The organism is Pandoraea apista (genome assembly GCF_001465595.2).
In the GTDB taxonomy this organism is placed as follows: Bacteria; Pseudomonadota; Gammaproteobacteria; order Burkholderiales; family Burkholderiaceae; genus Pandoraea; species Pandoraea apista.
Genome location: NZ_CP013481.2, coordinates 1,612,981 through 1,631,764, shown reverse-complemented (window position 1 = coordinate 1,631,764; position 18,784 = coordinate 1,612,981). Strand labels below are relative to the sequence as shown.

Sequence of the window (18,784 nt, the reverse complement as noted above, 5' to 3'; positions counted from 1 at the left end):
ATGACATTTCCTATCCGAATGCTGGCCCTCGCGGCCGCCCTTCTCGTCACTGGCTGCACCGTCGGCCCGGACTATCATGGCGCGCCGGAAGTCGCAGGCGAGGCGCTGCGCACCGGCGCGACGTTCGCACATGCAGGCGAAGGCGTGGAAGCCCACACGCCGGGTGTCGCCCGCTGGTGGACGGCGCTCAATGACGCGCAGCTGACGGCGCTGATCGACGACGCCATTGCACACAGTCCCGACATTCGCGCTGCACAGGCGAAAGTGCGTCAGTCGCGCGCGAGCCTGCGCAGCCATCAGGCCGATCTGCTGCCGAAGGCGGGCGTCGATCTAGCGATGGTGCGCACGCGCTCGCCCGACCTGAGTTTGCTCGGCGGCGAAAACAGCGGCGGTGGCCGCGGCCCGCTCGACCTTTACGTCGCCGGCTTCGACGCCAGTTGGGAAATCGATTTGTTCGGTGGCACGCGACGCGCTGTCGAAGCCGCCAGTGCCGACGCCGACGCCGCGTCGGAAGATCTGGCCGACGCCCACGTGCAACTCGCCGCCGAAGTTGCTCAGACTTACGTAGCGCTGCGCGACCAGCAAGCGCGACTGACGCTGGTGCGTGATTCGGCGCAGCTGGAAGGAGAAATGCTCGAACTCACGCGCCAGCGCCGAGCGGGAGGTGTCGCGTCGGAACTCGACGTCGAGCGGCTCGTGACGCAGGTGGAACAAACGCAGTCGCGCGTGTTACCGCTCGAAGCGGACGTGATCGAATCGCTCGATCAGTTGGCACTCCTGACCGGGCGCGCGCCGGGCGCGCTCGATGCCGAGTTGAAAACGCCCAAGGCGCTGCCGAACCTGCCGGCCAAGGTCGCCATCGGAGATCCGTCGGCCCTGTTGCAGGCACGCCCCGACATTCGTGCAGCGGAACGCCGTCTGGCATCGCAGAACGCGCAGATCGGCGTGCAGACTGCCAACTGGTTCCCGAAGCTCTCGATCATGGGAGAACTCGGATATTCGGCGCTGGACCCCGGCCATCTCGTGCGCAAGGACAACTTCAGTTGGATGACGATGCCGCGCTTGCAATGGAATGTGCTCGATTTCGGTCGCGTTCAAGCCGGGGTCGACGGGGCGAAGGCTGGGCGCGATCAGGCGCAGGCGAAGTATGAGAGTGCCGTGCTCACCGCGCTGCGCGACGCCGACGTGGCGCTCGCACGCTACGGCCATCAGCGCGAAAACGTGTACCGTCTGCGCAGTGTAGAGGCGTCGGCCACGCGCGCAGCCACACTCACACGCCAGCGTTATCGTGCGGGTACCGCAAGCACGCTCGACTGGCTGGACGCAGAACGCACACGCTTTTCTGCCGAACAAGACCGCATCGCCGGCGATGCGCAGCTTCTCCGGTCGTTCGTGACACTGCAAAAGGCGTTGGGGCTGGGATGGCAAATCGGCCCGGAAATCGCGACGAAATCGGACACGCATACAGGGCGAGGCTAACGCTTCGGGCCTTCCGTGTTGGGTACGATGGCGTTCGAGGCGGAACGTCGCCGTGCCCGCCGTTAGCCGATACGCGCGTGTGGAACGTCGAATCGCACGGCGCTTTTCGTCCGCACAAACGAAAACGCTCCAGAAGCTTTCGCCTCTGGAGCGTTTTTGCCAACTGGGTTGGCGCGGCTGGCAGGATTCGAACCCACGACCCCTTGGTTCGTAGCCAAGTACTCTATCCAACTGAGCTACAGCCGCACTTACTGCACGTGAGACACCGATCAGACGATCCTGCTGCTGTCGGTTTGCCTTCTCATCGACGCGGGCCGAATGTACATGACATGCGGCGCGTCACTGGGAAAGACTCTCCCGAAAAACTAAGGGTCTCCCCGTGAGGAGACCCTCGAATTAGGTGGCGCGGCTGGCAGGATTCGAACCCACGACCCCTTGGTTCGTAGCCAAGTACTCTATCCAACTGAGCTACAGCCGCGTCGTGAGAACAGAATTATGTAAGAAACCAGCCCGCCACGCAAGCGTTTTTTGCAATTCTTTTGTCACATCTGCGGTTTGTCCGTCACATCGGCCATTCCGTGCGGGATTAGCGCGGAATCCCCCTCAATGGCAAGTCTTTGCCGCTAGAACAATTACTCCACGCAAACCCGCATCAAATCAGGGCTTTCCATGTGCTGTCGCCGGAAACGGCACGGTATGCTACGACTTTTTGCAGCGCGTCGATTGGCGCGTTTGCCGTGCATGCGCGAGACCGGACTGTGGGAGACGACACGTTCGGAGCCCTCTCTTGCATTGCCAAAAGAAATGCGATGAATCGACGCACCGCGCGCCAAGGCTCTTCCCCCGGCGACGACGATGCGATAAAAACCAAATTCAAGGAGGCGCTCATGGAAAAAGTCTGGCTCAAGAGCTATCCGCCCGGCGTGCCGGCCGAGATCGACGTCAACAGGTATCGTTCGCTGAACGATCTGTTCCTGCAAAGCTGCCAGAAGTTCGCGGATCGCCCGTCGTTCACCAACCTCGGCGTGACGATGACCTTCGCTGAACTCGAGCGCAAGTCGCGTGACTTTGCCGCCTATCTGCAGAGTTTGCCCGGCCTGGAGCGCGGCGCGCGCGTGGCGATCATGTCGCCGAACCTGCTGCAATATCCGGTCGCTGTCTTCGGTATCCTGCGTGCCGGCATGGTGGTCGTGAACGTCAATCCGCTATACACGGCAGGCGAGCTTGAGCATCAGCTCAAGGACGCCGACTGTGGCGCCATCGTCGTGATCGAGAACTTCGCCGCCACGTTGCAAAAGGCGCTGCCCAATACACCGGTCAAACACGTCATCACGACCGCGATCGGCGACCTCGTGCCGGCGCCCAAGCGCTGGATCGTGAACTACGTGGTGCGGCATGTGAAGAAAATGGTGCCCGCGTGGAGCATTCCCCACGCCGTGCCGTTCCGTACCGCGCTCGCTCAGGGCGCGCGTGCCCAGCATCAGGAAATACAACTGGGTCACGACGACATTGCGTTCCTGCAATACACGGGCGGCACTACGGGGGTGGCCAAGGGGGCCATGCTCACGCATCGCAACATGATCGCCAATATGTTGCAGGCGCGCGCCTGGATCGGCTCCGGCCTCGAAGAGGGCAAGGAGATCATCGTTACCGCCCTGCCGCTTTATCACATCTTCTGTCTCACCGCGAACTGTCTGGTGTTCCTCCAGTTGGGCGCGCTCAATCTGCTGATTACCAACCCGCGCGACATGCCCGGTTTCGTGAAAGAACTGGGCAAGTGGAAATTCACGTTCATGACGGGCGTGAATACGCTGTTCAACGGGCTACTCAATACCCCGGGGTTCGACCAGCTCGATTTCAGCGCGCTCAAGTGTGCGCTTGGCGGCGGTGCAGCCGTGCAGCGTGCCGTGGCCGATCGTTGGCAGAAGGTCACCGGTCATCCGCTCATCGAGGCCTATGGTCTGACGGAAACGTCGCCTGCCGTGTGTATCAACCCGCTCGGCAGCGAGTTCAACGGGTCCATCGGTCTGCCGATCTCGTCAACGGATGTCAGCATTCGCAACGACGCGAACGAAGCGCTCGGCTTCGATCAGGAAGGCGAGATCTGCGTGCGCGGCCCGCAGGTCATGAAGGGCTACTGGCATCGGCCGGACGAGACGGCCAAGACGATTACGCCCGATGGCTGGCTGCGTACCGGCGACATTGGCACGATGGACGCGCAGGGCTATGTGCGCATCACCGACCGCAAGAAGGACATGATCATCGTGTCCGGCTTCAACGTGTATCCGAATGAGGTCGAGAGTGTGCTGGCCATGTGTCCGGGCGTGCTTGAAGCGGCTGTCGTCGGCGTGCCGAGCGAGCGCACCGGCGAAGCGGTAAAGGCCGTGATCGTGAAGAAGTCGCAGGACCTGACCGAGCAGATCATCATCGACTTCTGCCGCCAGCACCTGACGAACTACAAGGTGCCGCATCTGATCGAGTTCCGCAAAGACTTGCCCAAGACACCGGTGGGCAAGGTACTGCGTCGCGAACTGCGCTGACCAACTGTGCTGCTTTTCCCGGCGAGCGGTCTCGCCTGACATCGCGAAACAATGCGAAGCCGGAAAGCGCCACATAAGGGCCCCACGTAAGGGGCGACATAAGGCGCCCTATAAAGCACCACGTAATAACAATGGCCGGGAGCAATCCCGGCCATTGTCATTTCAGACATCGAAACGTTTATCGAGGCATCGACACCGATCGCGATTGGTAACTTTTGGTTACAGACGTGGCGCGCTCGCCTTGGTAAAACAGGGACACGTCAGGTAGGCCATCAGGCCGCACGCATCGTGATTCGCTTCAAGACGTGGGCTGCGGCTGCCATGCCGAAGGTGGCTGTCACACACATGCTTGAGCCAAAACCGGCGCAGTTCAGGCCCTGTGGCCCCACAGCCGTATCGGGACCGTCAGCCGGGGCGCAGACCGCTTCCGGATACTGCAAGGGCTCGTCGGAGTACACGGCGGGCACGTTGAACTTGGCTTTCGGCCCACGGACAAAACCATGTTGCTTGCGTAATTGCGCACGCACTTTGGCAAGCAGCGGGTCCTGGATCGTGCGAGCGAGATCGTCGATACGAATGCGTGTCGGATCGATCTGACCGCCCGCGCCGCCTACGGTGATCAGACGCTGCTTATGCGCCACACACCATGCGATAAGCGCTGTCTTCACCCGTACGCTGTCGATGGCGTCGACGACCCAGTCGAAACCACCGCTCAGCATGGCGTCGAGGTTCTCCAGCTCCACGAAGTCTTCGACAAGCGTGAGCTGGCAAGCGGGATTGATGGCCACAATTCGCTCGGCCATCGCGGCAACTTTCGGTTTTCCGTAGTTGCCGTCCAGGGCGTGCACCTGACGATTGGTATTGCTTTCGGCGACGTTATCGAGATCGATAAGTGTGAGTCGGCCCACGGCGCTGCGCGCCAATGCTTCGGCCACCCACGAGCCAACGCCGCCGATGCCGATGACGGCCACGTGGGCATCACGCAAGCGCGCGAGGCCGTCGTCACCGTATAAACGCGCGATACCGCCGAAGCGGCGATTCGCGTCAAAATCTTCCTCCGATGGCGTGGCAGGCACCGGAGCAACAACGATCGACGGGGTACTGTTCATGATGCGATGGGTAACGTCCTTGAAATGGCTGGCGATCACGATAGTCGCCATCGTGCTGGCATTCGCGGCGTTCATCACGTGGTTTGACTGGAACTACGCCCGGCCCTTCATCAACCGGGAGGTGAGCACCGCGACCGGCCGCCCGTTCGCCATCAGGGGTGACCTCTCGCTGCACTGGCTGGCGCCGAACGCACAGGCCCCGGGACTGGGGCGCTGGCTGCCGCGGCCTCGCCTGATCGCGAATGATATCGTGTTAGGCAACGTTGCGTGGAGTCAGGAGCCGAACATGATCGCGCTCGGGCGCCTCACGTTCTCGCTCGAATGGCTGCCGTTGCTCGACAAACATGTCGTGCTGCCCGAAGTGACACTGTCTGCGCCCAAGGTAATCGTGGAGCAACGGGCCGACGGACAGAACAACTGGACTTTCACGAAGGGCGACGGCAAGCCCTCCCCGTGGAAACTGCGCATTGGCCGCCTGATTCTCGAAGACGGCGTGGTGCGCGCCAACCTTGCCCCCCAGCAACTCGATCTCACCGCGAACATCGCGACCATCGACGGGCAGGCCCCCTATGGCATCGGCGTCTCGCTCAAAGGCACGTTCCGAAAGGTCCCGGTCACGGGCAAGGCACGAGGCGGCGACGTACTCTCGCTCGAAGACACCGGCGATCCCTATCCGCTCGACGCCAGCGTGCGCATCGGCCGCACCCAGATCGCCGCGACGGGAACGTTCACGAATCCGGCGACATTGTCGGCGCTCGACATGCATCTGCGGCTGTCCGGCCCGACGATGGCCGACCTTTACCCGATCACGGGCGTATTGCTGCCGGAAACCCCCGCGTACGAGACCAATGGGCATCTGCTGCATACCGCTGGCGTATGGCGCTACGAGCGCTTTCTCGGCAAGGTCGGTCAGAGCGATCTCTCGGGCACGCTCGTGTTGCGTCAGCGCGAGCCGCGCAACATCCTGCAAGGCGCGGTCGTATCGAATCAATTGCGTCTGGTCGACCTCGGACCGGTCGTGGGCGGGCAGAATCCGTCGGGCGGCAGCGACCTGACGGGCAAGCCGAAAGCGCCGCCCTCCGACAAAGTACTGCCGGTCGATCCCTTCAAGACCGATCGCTGGCGCGCCATCGACGCCGACGTGCAGTTCACGGGCCGCAAGATCATCAAGGACAGGAGCCTGCCGATCGACAACCTCGTCACGCACATCGTGCTTGACGATGGCGTGCTCTCGCTCCGGCCGCTGGAGTTCGGTGTCGCCGGCGGACGCATCACGTCGACACTGGTGCTCAACGGGCAAGCCGAACTGATGAAGGTGGATTCGCAAGTCTCGTTGCGCCACCTGCAAATGAAGCAATTGCTGCCCGAGGTCGATCTGATGAAAACCAGCGTGGGTGAAGTGAATGGCGACGCCGCGCTGACAGCCACCGGCAACTCGGTCGCCGCGTTGGCCGGCTCGTCGAATGGTGAGATCAAAACGCTGATCGATCGCGGCTCGGTGAGCAAGCTACTACTGCAATACCTGGGGCTCAACGTGGGGAACATCGTCCTCACAAAACTCTTCGGCGACAAGCAGGTCGAGATGCGGTGTGCGGCGGCAGACTTTGCGGTGCGCGACGGCTTGATGGACGCCCGCACGTTTGTGATCGACACCGACGATACGAGCATTGGCGTGACCGGTCAGGTCGACCTCAAGCGCGAACACTTCAATCTGACGATCCGGCCGGAGCCGAAACACTTCGGCTTGCTGTCGTTGCGCTCGCCGCTGTATGTGCGTGGCACCTTCAAGCATCCGGACGTGGGCGTCAACGTACCGACATTGGTGGCTCGCGCCGGCGGCGCCATCGCGCTGGGCGTGCTCGCCCCGTACACCGCACTCGTGCCGCTGCTGGAACTCGGACCGGGCAAGGACAGCCCTTGCGGCGAGTTGCTCGCCAATCTGCAACGTCCGGCGAGCAGGAATCCGTCCAAGGTGAAACCGGTGCCCGACGCCAATGGTACGAGCGCCCCCCAATCCGGGGCGAAAAGGCGCCCGTCCGGCAGCTCGCTCCCCCCCTCGCCCGCGGCCACGGCGCCTGTATTTGGGTCGGGCCGGGAAGCGCCGTGACCCCCTGATCGGGGCGGGCATGGGCTTCGGCGCGCCAAAGCAATGCCCATGCCAGGCACAGGGATTTTCCGGCCCCATGCCGTGCGATTTCGGAAGCAACGGCGACAATTCGACAAAACTACTTCACTCCTTAAATATCAAGCACATGGCGCGAAATGCCCGCCTCACGGGGCATTCGAAGGATCCTGTGCAACGCTATGCGACAAATCGTCACGCGCGCACATTCGCCGACTCTTCGCTATACTGTGTCGCAACCCCCAACCGCAACAGACTGATATCGATCGTCGTGACTCAGACGCTTTCTCTCGCGGACCTGCGCAAGAACTACGCCCTCGGCTCACTTTCAGAGACCGACGTGGCGCCCAGCCCGTTCGATCAATTCCGACTTTGGTTTGAGCAAGCGCTCGCCGCCGAACTGGCCGAGCCGAACGCCATGACACTCGCCACGGTCACGCCGGATGGTCGGCCTGATGCGCGCATCGTGCTCATCAAGGGCGCGGACGAAAGCGGATTCACCTTCTTCACGAACTACGAGTCGCGCAAGGGCCAGGAACTGGCTGCCACGCCGTATGGCTGTCTGCTGTTTCACTGGATCGAACTTGAGCGTCAGGTGCGCATCGAGGGCCGTGTCGACAAAGTGAGCGAGGCGGAGAGCGACGCTTATTACCACTCGCGTCCGGTGGGCTCCCGTCTGGGTGCCTGGGCCTCGGTGCAAAGCGCCGAAGTGGCAGATCGCAGCATCATCGAGCAACGCGAAGCGGACTTCCGGCGCCAGTTTGGCGACAACCCGCCGCGCCCGCCGCACTGGGGTGGCTACCGGCTGGTGCCGGAGACCATCGAGTTCTGGCAGGGCCGTGAATCGCGCCTGCACGATCGCATCAAGTATTTCCGGCTTGCCGATGGGTCCTGGCGCGTGGCGCGCCTCTCCCCGTAAACGTTGTTGTGTCGGCTACGCCGACGCGGTACGCCTGCCCGCCCGTTCTGACGAGGAGACGTCACCGTGCCTGCGGTACGGATTGAAGTTTTTTTGGTGACACTTGGAGCATATCCATGTTGTGGGAGAAAAAACTCGAAAACTGGGTTAGCGGCGTCAAGACATCTTCGAATCTGCCGATCCGGCTCGCGCTCTGGAATGGACAGCACTATGATTTCGGTGCCTTCGACAACCCCAGCGTAACGTTACGCATCAACGGCCCTGCGGCCATGACGCGTCTACTGAGTCCCAGCCTCGACAATCTCGGAGAGGCTTACGTGAAGGGCGAAATCGACGTCGAGGGCAAGCTCGCCGACGTCATCGACATGAGCTACGCGCTCGCCGGTAGCAGTCTCTCGACTATCGGCCCGCTGGAGCGTGCCGTACGCCACTTCAATCACAGCAAGAAATCCGACAAACGCTCGATCGAGTTTCACTACGACGTGTCGAACGAGTTCTACCAGCTCTGGCTGGACAAGAACATGGTCTATTCGTGTGCCTACTTTGAAAACGGCGACGAGGACCTCGATACGGCGCAAGAGAAAAAGATCGATCACATTCTCACCAAGATCCAGTTGCAGCCCGGGCAGACGCTGCTCGATATCGGTTGCGGCTGGGGTGCCCTGGTGATTCGCGCCGCGCAGAAATTCGGCGCGAAGTGTGTCGGCGTCACGCTCTCTCAGAACCAGTTCGATCTCGCCACCGAGCGGGTCAGAAAACTCGGCCTCGAGAATCAGATCGAAATCCGCATTCAGGATTATCGCGACGTGACCGGCGAGTTCGACCGCATCACGAGTGTGGGCATGTTCGAGCACGTAGGACGCAAGAACCTGCGTGACTACTTCGCCAAGATCGCATCGCTGCTCAAGGACGACGGTATTGCCATGAACCACGGCATCACGTCGACCGATCCGGACAGCGGCGAGACGGCGATGGGCGGCGGCGAGTTCATCGACAAGTACGTGTTCCCGAACGGCGAGTTGCCGCACATCAGTCTCGCACTGGAATCGATGCAGCGCGGCGGACTCGAAGCGAGCGACGTGGAAAGCCTGCGCCGTCACTATGCCCGCACGCTCACGCTCTGGTCCGAACGCTTCGAAGCGCACGCCCCTACGCTGCGCAAACTTGCCGGCGAAGAGCGCTTCCGGGTCTGGCGCGTGTATCTTGCGGGTTGCGCGTATGCGTTCGAGCACGATCACGTCTCGATCTATCAAATCGTCTGCCGCAAGGCAGGTCTGTCGGCCAAGCGTTTGCCCTGGTCGCGCCGTTACATGTACGAGAACCGATGAGCCAGTTCGATCTGTTTGGCACGCCGCCTGACGATCCTCCGACAGGCGGAGGTGCCGGGCAGGTCGATGGCAACACCCCCGCGCAGGAAAGCCCCGAACCTCGCAAAAGCGCATCACGCCGTGGCGGCGTCGGTGCGGCCGACATTCCACCCGCCATGCAGACACTGGGCCATCGACTGCCCGGCAATATTCGTCTGGGCACCTCGTCGTGGTCGTTCCCCGGCTGGAAGGGCATTGTCTGGGACGACGACTATAGTGACACCAAACTCTCCCGCCAGGGGCTCACCGCCTACGCCAGCCACCCGGTGTTGCGCTGCGTGGGCATCGACCGGTCGTTCTACAAGCCGATGTCGATCGTCGAGTATCAGAAGTATGCACAACAGGTACCGGACGACTTCCGCTTTCTGGTCAAGGCGCCGAGTGTCGTGACCGATGCTGTTGTGCGCGGCGAAAAAGGCGAAGGGCTGAGCGCAAACCCGTGCTTTCTCGACGCTCAGATTGCCACCGAGCAGTTTGTCACGCCCTGTCTGGCCGGACTCGGTCCGAAGGCGGGAGTCTTGGTGTTTCAGGTGTCGCCCCTGCCCGTCGAGTTGCTGCGCGACATTCCTGCGTTGATTCAGCGCATCGAAGCGTTCTTTTCCGCCCTGCCGGCCTTACCGCAAGGAGAAACCTCGGCCGACGGCAACGTCGCCGCGGGGCCGTGCTATGCGCTGGAGATTCGCGACGGCGCATTGCTTACGCCACGCCTCATGCGGGCATTGGGACAGTTGGGCGTGCGCTATTGCATCGGTCTGCACGCGCGCATGCCGCATGTGGAACGTCAGGCCGCAGCGCTCGCCATGCTCGACGAAACGGGCGCGGGCCCGCTCGTCGTGCGCTGGAATCTGAACAGCGCGCACCGCTACGAACAAGCCAAGGCGAAGTACGCGCCGTTCGACAAGATTGTCGATCCCGATCCGACAACACGCGACGTGCTCGCCACCCTCGCCACGCATTACGCACTCGCCGGGCAACCCGTCTACGTGATCGTCAACAACAAGGCCGAAGGCTCGTCGCCGCTATCGTGTCACGCACTGGCCCAACGGATCGACGAGTTGTCTCAAGCCTCCTCTCGCGCCGGCGCAGATTGACACCCAACGCCCCGCCTGAAACGACGATGGCCTGAGCCGGCAAACCGCCGGACTCAGGCCATCGTTAACCTCGCTATCGCGCCGGGCGCGTAGTCGTTATGCCACGAGATGCGGAATCGGCACGTCCGGATTCACATCTGCCTCGTAATCGACGCCGTCGATCTCGAAGCCGAACAGACGCAGGAACTCGTGCTTGTAGCCTGCAAAATCCGTCAGTTCGTAAAGGTTCTCGTCCGTCACCTTATCCCACAGGGCCGAGACTTCCGCCTGCACGTCCGTCGAGAGTTCCTTCTGGTCGGTACGCACGCGGCCTTCGTCATCGAGCAGCGGCGTGGCGCTGTACAGACTGTCCTTGTACAGACCGTAGATCTGCTCGATGCAACCTTCGTGGGTGCCCTTGGCCTTCATGACCTTGAACAGCAGCGAGAGGTAGAGCGGCATCATCGGAATGGCCGAACTGGCCTGCGTGACCAGCGCCTTGAGCACGGCCACGCGAGCGTCGCCACCGTTCGCGGCGAGTTTGGCTCGAATGGCGAGCACCTTCTCGTCGAGATCCTTCTTGGCCGCGCCGATGGAACCGTTCCAGTAGATATCGTGCGTGATCTTCTCGCCGAGATACGTGAACGCCGTCGTCTTGGCACCCGGGGCGAGCACGCCAGCGTCGGCCAGCGCATCGATCCACATTTGCCAGTCTTCACCGCCCATGACAGCGACCGTGTTGTCGATCTCTTCCTGCGAGGCCGGCTCGAATACCGAAGCCTTGACCACTTCCTTGTCGGTATCGATACCGCGCAGCGTTACCGACTTGCCGATCGGCTTGAGGACCGAACTGAACACCTGCCCCGTTTCCGGATGCGTACGGCGCGGTGCGGCCAGACTGTAGACGACCAGATCGACCTGACCGAGATCGTTCTTGATCGTCTCGATGGTCTTGGCCTTGATTTCCTTGGAGAACGCGTCACCGTTGATACTCTTCGCGTACAGCCCCTTTTCGGTGGCGAACTTGTCGAAGGCGGCGGTGTTGTACCAGCCCGGCGTTCCCGGCTTGGTCTCGCTGCCCGCACGCTCGAAGAACACCCCCAGCGTTGCCGCATCGGCACCGAAGGCAGCGGTAATGCGCGCAGCCAGGCCGTAGCCGGTCGACGCACCGATCACGAGCACTTTCTTCGGACCGTTCGCGATCGGGCCCTGAGCCTTCACGTATTCGATCTGTTGCTTGACGTTGGCCTCGCAGCCGACGGGATGGGTGGTGACGCAGATGAAGCCGCGCACGCGTGGCTTGATGATCATGGAAACCTCGTTCACAAAATTCGTTGATGCCGGCTCACCCGGCAAACACCGCGCATTGTAAACGAGGTCGGGCCTGCCCCGGCATTTTGAGGGGCGTTTGCTCGTTCCGTGCTTTGGTTTTGCGCCATTTGGCGTCGCCCGTTCGGCCAACGCCGGCTCTATTTCAGCTTATTCCAACTTATTCCGGCGCCACCACGACCGAACGGTCGAGCCGCTTGGGAAACTGAATCTGCCGGATGCGGCGCACCAGCAACGCGGCAATGACCGCGGCAACGCCCGTGAGCAACACCCCGGCGTGGACCGCGTTCACGAGCGTCTGACGAGCGGTTTCGACCAGCGGGGCGCCGTCGATGCCCATCGCGCGCAGATCCGTCAATAGGTCAGCACGCAAGGCCGAATCGATGAGAATGCGCGGGTCGAGTGCCCGCGCAACGGCATGTGCCGCCGGCGTGCCGTTGTAACTCCACACGGCGCCGGCCACACCGTTGGCGTACCAATGGTTGACCAGGGTGCCCACGATCGTTGTGCCCAGCATGCCGCCGACCATGCGCGTCGACTGCAACAGCGCGGTGGTAATGCCGAAACGTTCGCGCCCGGCAATCTCCTGCCCGAACACGTTCATATTGTTCAGGATGAAACCAATGCCGATCCCCGCGCAGGCCATCATCAACGCCAGCAGGCCGTGCGGGGTATCGCGATGCGCCAGCCCCACGCCCGCCGAGGCCAGCGCCAGCAGGCAAAACCCGAGGATCAGCATGTTGGTCGGCCGTGAAAGGCGCACCACGATCGGCGTATTGATGAAGCTGCCCAGCGCAATGCATGCCGCAATGGGCGTCGCAATCAGGCCCGCGCCCTGAGGACTGAGGCCGAATCCGCCTTGCAGCAGCAGTGGCGCGAAGAAAATCAGCGAATACATCACGAAGCCGATCAGCACCGACAACGTGAAGAGCACGATGAGTTGGGGATGCCGGAACATATCGAGCGGCACAATCGGATGTGTGGCCCGACGCTCGGTGCGCAGCAGCGCCCAGAAGCCGAACGCGACGGCGGCGATCAACAGCAGATTCCCGAGCGATGCCCCATGCGCCGGCACGTTCTCGATGAACACCTGAAAGCCTCCGAGCACAACCGCAATCCATGCAGCGCCGCGCCAGTCCACGCGAACTTCACCCTGGTGGGCTGACGGGAATTTCGGCAGGTATCGCCATACGAAGTACAGCGCCGCCAGACCGACCGGCAGGTTCACGAAAAACGTCGAACGCCAGCCGAAATGCTCGGAGAGCAGCCCCCCCAGCGATGGCCCGGCGGCCGTGCCAATGCCGTAAGCCGCAGTGATCACGACCTGCCAGCGCACCCGCGAGCGGGCGTCGGGGAACAGATCGGGCACCGACGCGAAGGCCGTGCCGACCATCATGCCGCCGCCAATGCCCTGCAATCCACGCGCGAACACAAGGAACGGCATGTTGGGGGCCAGCCCGCACAACAACGAAGCGACGGTAAAGGTCAGCACCGAAGCGATCACGAACTGGCGGCGGCCGAAGTAATCGCCAAGCCGGCCAAACACCGGCACGGTGACCACGGAGGCCAGCAGGTAAATGCTCGCGATCCAGGCGTAGTACTCGAACCCTTTGAGTTCGGCGACGATGGATGGAAGTGCTGTACTGACAACGGTCTGATCGAGAGCGACCAGCATATTGACGAGCGCGATGCCGATCATGGCCATCAACGCATCGCGGAAAGGCAGGGGGCGCACGGCGGACTACCTGAAGACTTCATGGAGGGAAGCCGCCATTCTATGCGAAAAATAATGAACATATGAACGTTCAGGCGCCATGCGGGTTTCGGGGCCGATTCGCCCGGCGGCCCGCAGCATCACACGACCTCCGTTCCTGAACTCCGATGGCGCGGCCACGTGAGGGCGATTCAACGGCAGCCGGCGATACGTTCACCGCGGGCAGCCCTCCTCCAAACCGCATCGCCTCATCATAATCAGGCGCTGTCCGATGCCCCTTTCGGACGCTCCTCTAGCCCAGCCCCTCCGGCACTGGGCATTATCGAAATCGTTGTCCGGACACCGGACACCGGGCAACGACGCCCGACGGCCGGCCTCAGATTGCGTCCGCCCCCAACTGCTCAGCGCGGTATCCATGCGACGTCGCAGCGTCGCCGGACACCGCGTGCTTTGGCGGCGCGACGCGAATTCGGCAACGCTAGGGCCAGTTTCTAAAACCTTGCCTCAGCAACGGCCGCACTATCGCTCGACGCCTCAGGAAGCGTCGTCGTCACTTCTCAGGAGAATACGACCATGAAAATCCGACCTGCGCGCGAGGACTATCGACGCTGGCTGGAAGCGCAGACCGCCACGGCATCAGACAACGAATCGCACTCGGCTTGCATCGTTCCGGCACTGCCCACAGCACTGCCATTTGCCGGCTACGTGGTCTGGTTTCTTGCAAATCGGACCTATCTCGACATTCGCTTCGATCACCATCGCTTCGAAATTGTGACCCAGCAGGTGCCAAGCGCAGCCGAAGCATTCTTCTTCGACAGTCTCGACGCTGCCTATGGGCATGCCGCTCATTTGGGAGAGCCCTGTCTGATTCTGTTTTCGGCAACTGGCGGCGCGTCTGTCCGTGTGGTGGGGTGATGCCGATCCCCATGCAACCTCGCCGCCAGCGCCCATCGCCCCAACTCAGCGCCCCCCCGTCACGCACGACATCCCTCAGGGAGCATGAAATATGCCGTTACTCGCCTTGGCAATTCCTTTCGCACAATCCAGCTCCGCTTCTTATGAGAGCAACCCCCATACGGATCGCCACGAAATCGCCATCGATATGGAAAAGATCAAAAATCAGCCTCTTGATTCGCCCTCTGCGTCGCTCGTGGCAAAACTGCCGGAGGCCCACTTTCGCCGTACCGTCTTCGAATGCCATCCCATTCCGGTGAACAAGTACTTCGATAATCTGCTCGCAGAACTCGTCACCCCGCAAAACGAATGTAGTGCCCGGCAATACACGAGCAACGCCGAATTGCGCAAGGCGTTGGGCGACCTCATGACGTTTCACCCCGCAGCGGGCTCACTGTCTGTCGAGGCGCGCATCCGAGCCGTGGGTTTCCCGTCGCTGCTGCGCGACGAGCCGGAGTATTTGCCCGGCACCCTGAGTGCATTGACCTTCGACATTGGGGCGCACAGCATCGAGATCGGCCGATTCGAATTTCCGCAGCTGAACGTGCCGGGAGAGGCCGAGTTCCTCTTCGCTGGCGAGAGCGAACTGGCATTTCTCCATGAAGGCAATCCGAATGCCCCCCGCATCCGGGAAGAACATGCGGCGATCCTCGGATTCCATTACCGGGCGGCGGGAATGCGAGGGCACACCACGCTGCCGCCCGCCGGATATGCCCTTGCGGCAACGGACGACACGCACCTCTCCGATTTCACCGCGCAGTTGGCCCGATGCCGCCAACGAACCGATCTGGGTCGATTGCCGCGCTCGGTCGATGCCCGAAATTACAACTGGCCCAACCCGCTCGACACGATGCAGAACGGCCCGTGCGTGATCCAGTAAGGGCAGGCGCCGGCCGAACCGCGCCGCCGTCCCGAGTTTTCGTACGTTGGCGAATCCCCGGAACGGCGGCGAACCGGCTACGGTTATGCCGCCGACTTGAGACGACGCGCGAACTTCTCGCGGAATTTCTTGAGTTTCGGGGCGACCACGTAAGCGCAGTAGCCCTGATCGGGATGCTGGCGAAAGTAGTTCTGGTGATACGCCTCGGCCGGCCAGAACGTCTGTGCCGGCACCACTTGCGTGACAATCGGTGCAGGGTAGGTCATCTCGGCCATCAGTTCGGCGATGAGGTGCTCGGCGACTTCCTTCTGTTTCTCGTCCTGATAGAAGATGGCGGAGCGGTACTGCGTGCCCACATCGTTGCCCTGACGATTAACCGTCGTCGGATCGTGAATCTGGAAGAACACGACCAGCAGTTCTTCGAAGGAGACCACCTCCGGATCGTAGGTCAGCCGCACCACTTCCGCATGGCCGGTGTCGCCTTCGCAAACCTGCTCATAGGTCGGGTTGTCGACGTGTCCGCCTTCATAACCCGAGACGACGGATTTGACGCCGTCCAACTGCTGATAGCAGGCCTCGAGACACCAAAAACAGCCACCCGCCAGCGTGGCAACTTCGGTACGGGTATCGCTCGGGGAGTTCGTCTGCTCTGTCATCATGACCTCGCTTGTCGGCAACGTTTTATGCGGCAGCGCACAAAACAAATAGGGCGGGCGATCGATGGTTCGATCGCCCGCCCTATTGTCGCGCAGAAGTCCCGCAAACGGCGCAAATTACCCTACGCCAGACTCACGCCGCCCACTTGCGCGTCAGACCGGCAACTGTGTGATGAGCGGATGCAAAAGCCGGGCGCCCACGCGTGCGGTCAGACCGTCGCGGTCATACGTCGGGTTGTACTCGGCGATATCCGCCACACGCAACTTGCCCGAACGGCGGACCACGCCGATGAGCGCTTCGACAACTTCCAGCGCCACGCCATGTGCCGCCGGCGCCGACACGCCCGGGGCCTTCTCGCCCGGCAAAACGTCCATATCGATGGTCAGGTACACATGACTCACTTGCGCGAGCTTTTTCTCGAGCCGCTCGCACATGTCGGGCAGACGGTGCGCGAGCATCGTCTCGTCGAGCCAGTACTCCACGTTCAGCGAATCCGCGCGTTCGAAAAGCGCATCGGTATTGCTGTAGCGGCTCACGCCCAGGCACGCGTAATGAAACGGCGCCTGACGCCCCGCCAGCAACTGCGAGATTTGCCAGAACGGCGTGCCCGAGCTGGCCGTCGGTTGGGCACGCAAGTCGAAGTGCGCGTCGAAATTGAGGATCAGGATCGGCTCGTTGCGCAAGCGGTCGCCGAAATGTTCGGCAACCCCAAGGAACGTACCGTACGCAATCTCGTGCCCGCCACCCAGCACCACCGGCAGTGCGCCTGCGCTCAGCACTTCCGCCACGCGGTGACCCAGCGCGGCTTGCGCGGCTTCGAGCCGGTCGTCGGCACACACGATATTGCCGCCGTCGAACACGACAGGCGTGCCCTTCACAGGCAGGCTCGCCAGTGCGCGACGCAGCATGTCCGGGCCCGCAACCGCGCCTTGACGCCCGTGATTGCGGCGCACGCCTTCGTCACTGCAAAAGCCCAGCACCACCGCGCCACCGGCAGCTTGCGACGCGTCGTAATCGCGCAGCACCTGATGCAGACGCAGGGTATGGCCGGTCTCGCCGGTATCCACACGGCCTTGCCAGACCGTTCGATCGATTGTCATACGTTTTCCTGCCTTGCCTTACCGCGCGATGACCGCTTGCAGGAATTCTCGCGTACGCGCTTCGCGCGGTGCGGTGAAAATCTGCTCGGGCGCACCCGCTTCGATGATTCGGCCCTGGTCCATCACGACCACGACATCGGCGACTTCTCGTGCGAAACCCATCTCGTGCGTGACGACCAGCATCGTCATGCCGTCGTTCGCGAGCGCCTTCATCACCTGAAGCACTTCGCCCACGAGTTCCGGATCGAGCGCCGAAGTTGGCTCATCGAACAACATGACTTGCGGTTGCATGGCCAGTGCGCGAGCAATTGCCACGCGCTGCTTCTGTCCACCGGAAAGCGTACCCGGGTAGACGTCGGCCTTCGCCGCCAGCCCAACCTTCGCGAGCAACTCACGAGCGAGCTTCTCGGCGTCGGCGCTCTTCATGCCGCGCAGCTTGCGCGGCGCGAGCGTCACGTTATCGAGCACGGTCAAATGCGGGAACAGATTGAACGACTGGAACACCATGCCCACTTCGGTGCGCAGATGATTGAGCGCGTTCTCGCCCATCATCTTGCCGTGATCGACAAGCTTCTTGCCTACGATCTCGATGGTGCCTTGCTCGGCAGTTTCAAGCCCGTTGCAGCAACGCAGGAATGTACTCTTGCCCGAGCCGCTCGGACCGATGACTACGACAACCTGACGCGCATCGACTTCGAAGTCGATGCCCTTGAGCACCTGATGGCTGCCGTAAGCCTTGCCCAGGCCCTCGATCTTCAGGATCGGGGCGCCGAATTCCTTTTTCACTTCGCTCATTGCACGGCACCTCCGGCACGCAGGGACTTCTCGGCGCGCTGCAGGAGCAGCGTGGTAACACCGGTCAGAATCAGATAAACAAACGCAATCGCCAGATACACTTCCAGCGAACGGTACGACACGCTGATAATCTTCTGACCTTCGTGCATCACGTCATGAATCGTGAGCAGCGACACGAGGGCCGAGTTCTTGATCAGCGCAATGAATTCGTTGCCCAGCGGCGGAATCATGCGCACAACGGCTTGCGGCAGAATCACCGAGCGCATGGCCTGACCATACGGCATGCCAAGCGAGCGGGCCGCTTCCATCTGACCGCGCTCGATCGACTGAATGGCACCGCGCACGATTTCCGAAACATAAGCGCCGCTGTAGATGCCAAGGCCCAGCACACCGCACATGAAGGCCGGCAGCAGAATGTTGAACTGAGGCAGTCCGAAGAACAGGATAAAGAGTTGCACCAGCAACGGCGTGCCACGGATGAACGTGACATAGGCGGTACAAATGCCGTAGCGAATGCGATGCGCCGGGTTCAGGCGGCCCATGCCGACCAGCAAACCCAACACGCAGCCCAGCGCCAGTGCGCAGGCAGTCACCTCAACGGTAACGAGCGCGCCACGCGCGAGGTCCTGCCAGTTTGCCCACACCGGCGAAAAATCGAGTTCCATGCGTACTCCGTCAGTTGCTCTACTGCTTTAGTGCTTCGGCGGGCGCCGCCTTCCCATGAAGGTGGCGGCAAACCCGCCCGGTAT

At 62.0% G+C, this 18,784-nt stretch carries 15 protein-coding genes and 2 tRNA genes; 8 read left to right on the top strand and 9 right to left on the bottom strand.

Features of this window, described 5'->3' with window-relative positions; genetic code table 11:
* Entirely contained in the window at positions 1-1,479 is a 1,479-nt protein-coding gene (locus AT395_RS07580; protein WP_048627639.1) for an efflux transporter outer membrane subunit, read from the top strand.
* Positions 1,480-1,648: 169 nt separating this feature from the next.
* On the opposite strand, the gene AT395_RS07575 is transcribed toward AT395_RS07580, so the two are convergent.
* Together AT395_RS07575 and AT395_RS07570 are read right to left on the bottom strand one after the other, a co-directional pair.
* A tRNA-Arg gene (locus AT395_RS07575) sits at positions 1,649-1,725 on the bottom strand.
* A gap of 155 nt (positions 1,726-1,880) precedes the next feature.
* Positions 1,881-1,957, bottom strand: a tRNA-Arg gene (locus AT395_RS07570).
* Between the two features lie 409 nt (positions 1,958-2,366).
* Between AT395_RS07570 and AT395_RS07565 the strand changes: the two genes are divergently transcribed.
* Positions 2,367-4,019: an AMP-binding protein gene (locus tag AT395_RS07565; protein ID WP_048627667.1), complete on the top strand. Its 1,653-nt coding sequence runs from the start codon at positions 2,367-2,369 to the stop codon at positions 4,017-4,019.
* 272 nt (positions 4,020-4,291) lie between these two features.
* Here the strand turns inward: AT395_RS07565 and tcdA are convergent, their stop codons facing one another.
* The gene (gene tcdA, locus AT395_RS07560) at positions 4,292-5,128 is read right to left on the bottom strand and encodes a tRNA cyclic N6-threonylcarbamoyladenosine(37) synthase TcdA (protein WP_048627640.1); all 837 of its coding nucleotides are present in this window, start codon (positions 5,126-5,128) and stop codon (positions 4,292-4,294) included.
* 52 nt (positions 5,129-5,180) lie between these two features.
* On the opposite strand from tcdA, the gene AT395_RS07555 reads away from it, so the two are divergent.
* From AT395_RS07555 to AT395_RS07540, 4 genes are all read left to right on the top strand, one after another.
* Entirely contained in the window at positions 5,181-7,235 is a 2,055-nt protein-coding gene (locus tag AT395_RS07555) for an AsmA family protein (protein ID WP_231605993.1), read from the top strand.
* 286 nt (positions 7,236-7,521) lie between these two features.
* Positions 7,522-8,169, top strand: a complete 648-nt coding sequence (gene pdxH / locus AT395_RS07550; protein WP_042117168.1) for a pyridoxamine 5'-phosphate oxidase — start codon at positions 7,522-7,524, stop codon at positions 8,167-8,169.
* Positions 8,170-8,285: 116 nt separating this feature from the next.
* Positions 8,286-9,497: an SAM-dependent methyltransferase gene (locus AT395_RS07545; protein ID WP_042112297.1), complete on the top strand. Its 1,212-nt coding sequence runs from the start codon at positions 8,286-8,288 to the stop codon at positions 9,495-9,497.
* On the top strand, positions 9,494-10,627 hold the full coding sequence (locus AT395_RS07540; RefSeq protein ID WP_048627641.1) for a DUF72 domain-containing protein: 1,134 nt from the start codon (positions 9,494-9,496) through the stop codon (positions 10,625-10,627). Before AT395_RS07545 ends, AT395_RS07540 begins: the two co-directional genes overlap by 4 nt.
* A 96-nt stretch (positions 10,628-10,723) precedes the next feature.
* On the opposite strand, the gene fabV is transcribed toward AT395_RS07540, so the two are convergent.
* Together fabV and AT395_RS07530 are read right to left on the bottom strand one after the other, a co-directional pair.
* Positions 10,724-11,917 (bottom strand): enoyl-ACP reductase FabV, encoded by a 1,194-nt coding sequence (gene fabV / locus AT395_RS07535; protein WP_042112298.1) that lies wholly within the window; start codon positions 11,915-11,917, stop codon positions 10,724-10,726.
* A 178-nt stretch (positions 11,918-12,095) separates the two neighbouring features.
* A complete protein-coding gene (locus AT395_RS07530) occupies positions 12,096-13,634 on the bottom strand; it encodes an MFS transporter (RefSeq protein WP_048627669.1) in 1,539 nt (512 codons plus the stop codon).
* Between the two features lie 588 nt (positions 13,635-14,222).
* Between AT395_RS07530 and AT395_RS07525 the strand changes: the two genes are divergently transcribed.
* On the top strand, positions 14,223-14,564 hold the full coding sequence (locus AT395_RS07525) for a hypothetical protein (RefSeq protein WP_048627642.1): 342 nt from the start codon (positions 14,223-14,225) through the stop codon (positions 14,562-14,564).
* 187 nt (positions 14,565-14,751) lie between these two features.
* Positions 14,752-15,483, top strand: a complete 732-nt coding sequence (locus AT395_RS07520) for a hypothetical protein (RefSeq protein WP_048627643.1) — start codon at positions 14,752-14,754, stop codon at positions 15,481-15,483.
* A gap of 83 nt (positions 15,484-15,566) precedes the next feature.
* Here AT395_RS07520 and msrA read toward each other — a convergent pair whose 3' ends face one another.
* The 4 genes from msrA to AT395_RS07500 form a co-directional block, all read right to left on the bottom strand.
* Positions 15,567-16,142, bottom strand: a complete 576-nt coding sequence (gene msrA / locus AT395_RS07515; protein WP_224787465.1) for a peptide-methionine (S)-S-oxide reductase MsrA — start codon at positions 16,140-16,142, stop codon at positions 15,567-15,569.
* Between the two features lie 150 nt (positions 16,143-16,292).
* The gene (gene hutG / locus AT395_RS07510; RefSeq protein WP_048627644.1) at positions 16,293-17,240 is read right to left on the bottom strand and encodes a formimidoylglutamase; all 948 of its coding nucleotides are present in this window, start codon (positions 17,238-17,240) and stop codon (positions 16,293-16,295) included.
* An 18-nt stretch (positions 17,241-17,258) separates the two neighbouring features.
* Positions 17,259-18,035: an amino acid ABC transporter ATP-binding protein gene (locus tag AT395_RS07505; protein WP_042112302.1), complete on the bottom strand. Its 777-nt coding sequence runs from the start codon at positions 18,033-18,035 to the stop codon at positions 17,259-17,261.
* A complete protein-coding gene (locus tag AT395_RS07500; RefSeq protein WP_039372621.1) occupies positions 18,032-18,700 on the bottom strand; it encodes an amino acid ABC transporter permease in 669 nt (222 codons plus the stop codon). The genes AT395_RS07505 and AT395_RS07500 overlap by 4 nt, the downstream gene beginning before the upstream one ends.
* Positions 18,701-18,784: the final 84 nt, after the last annotated feature.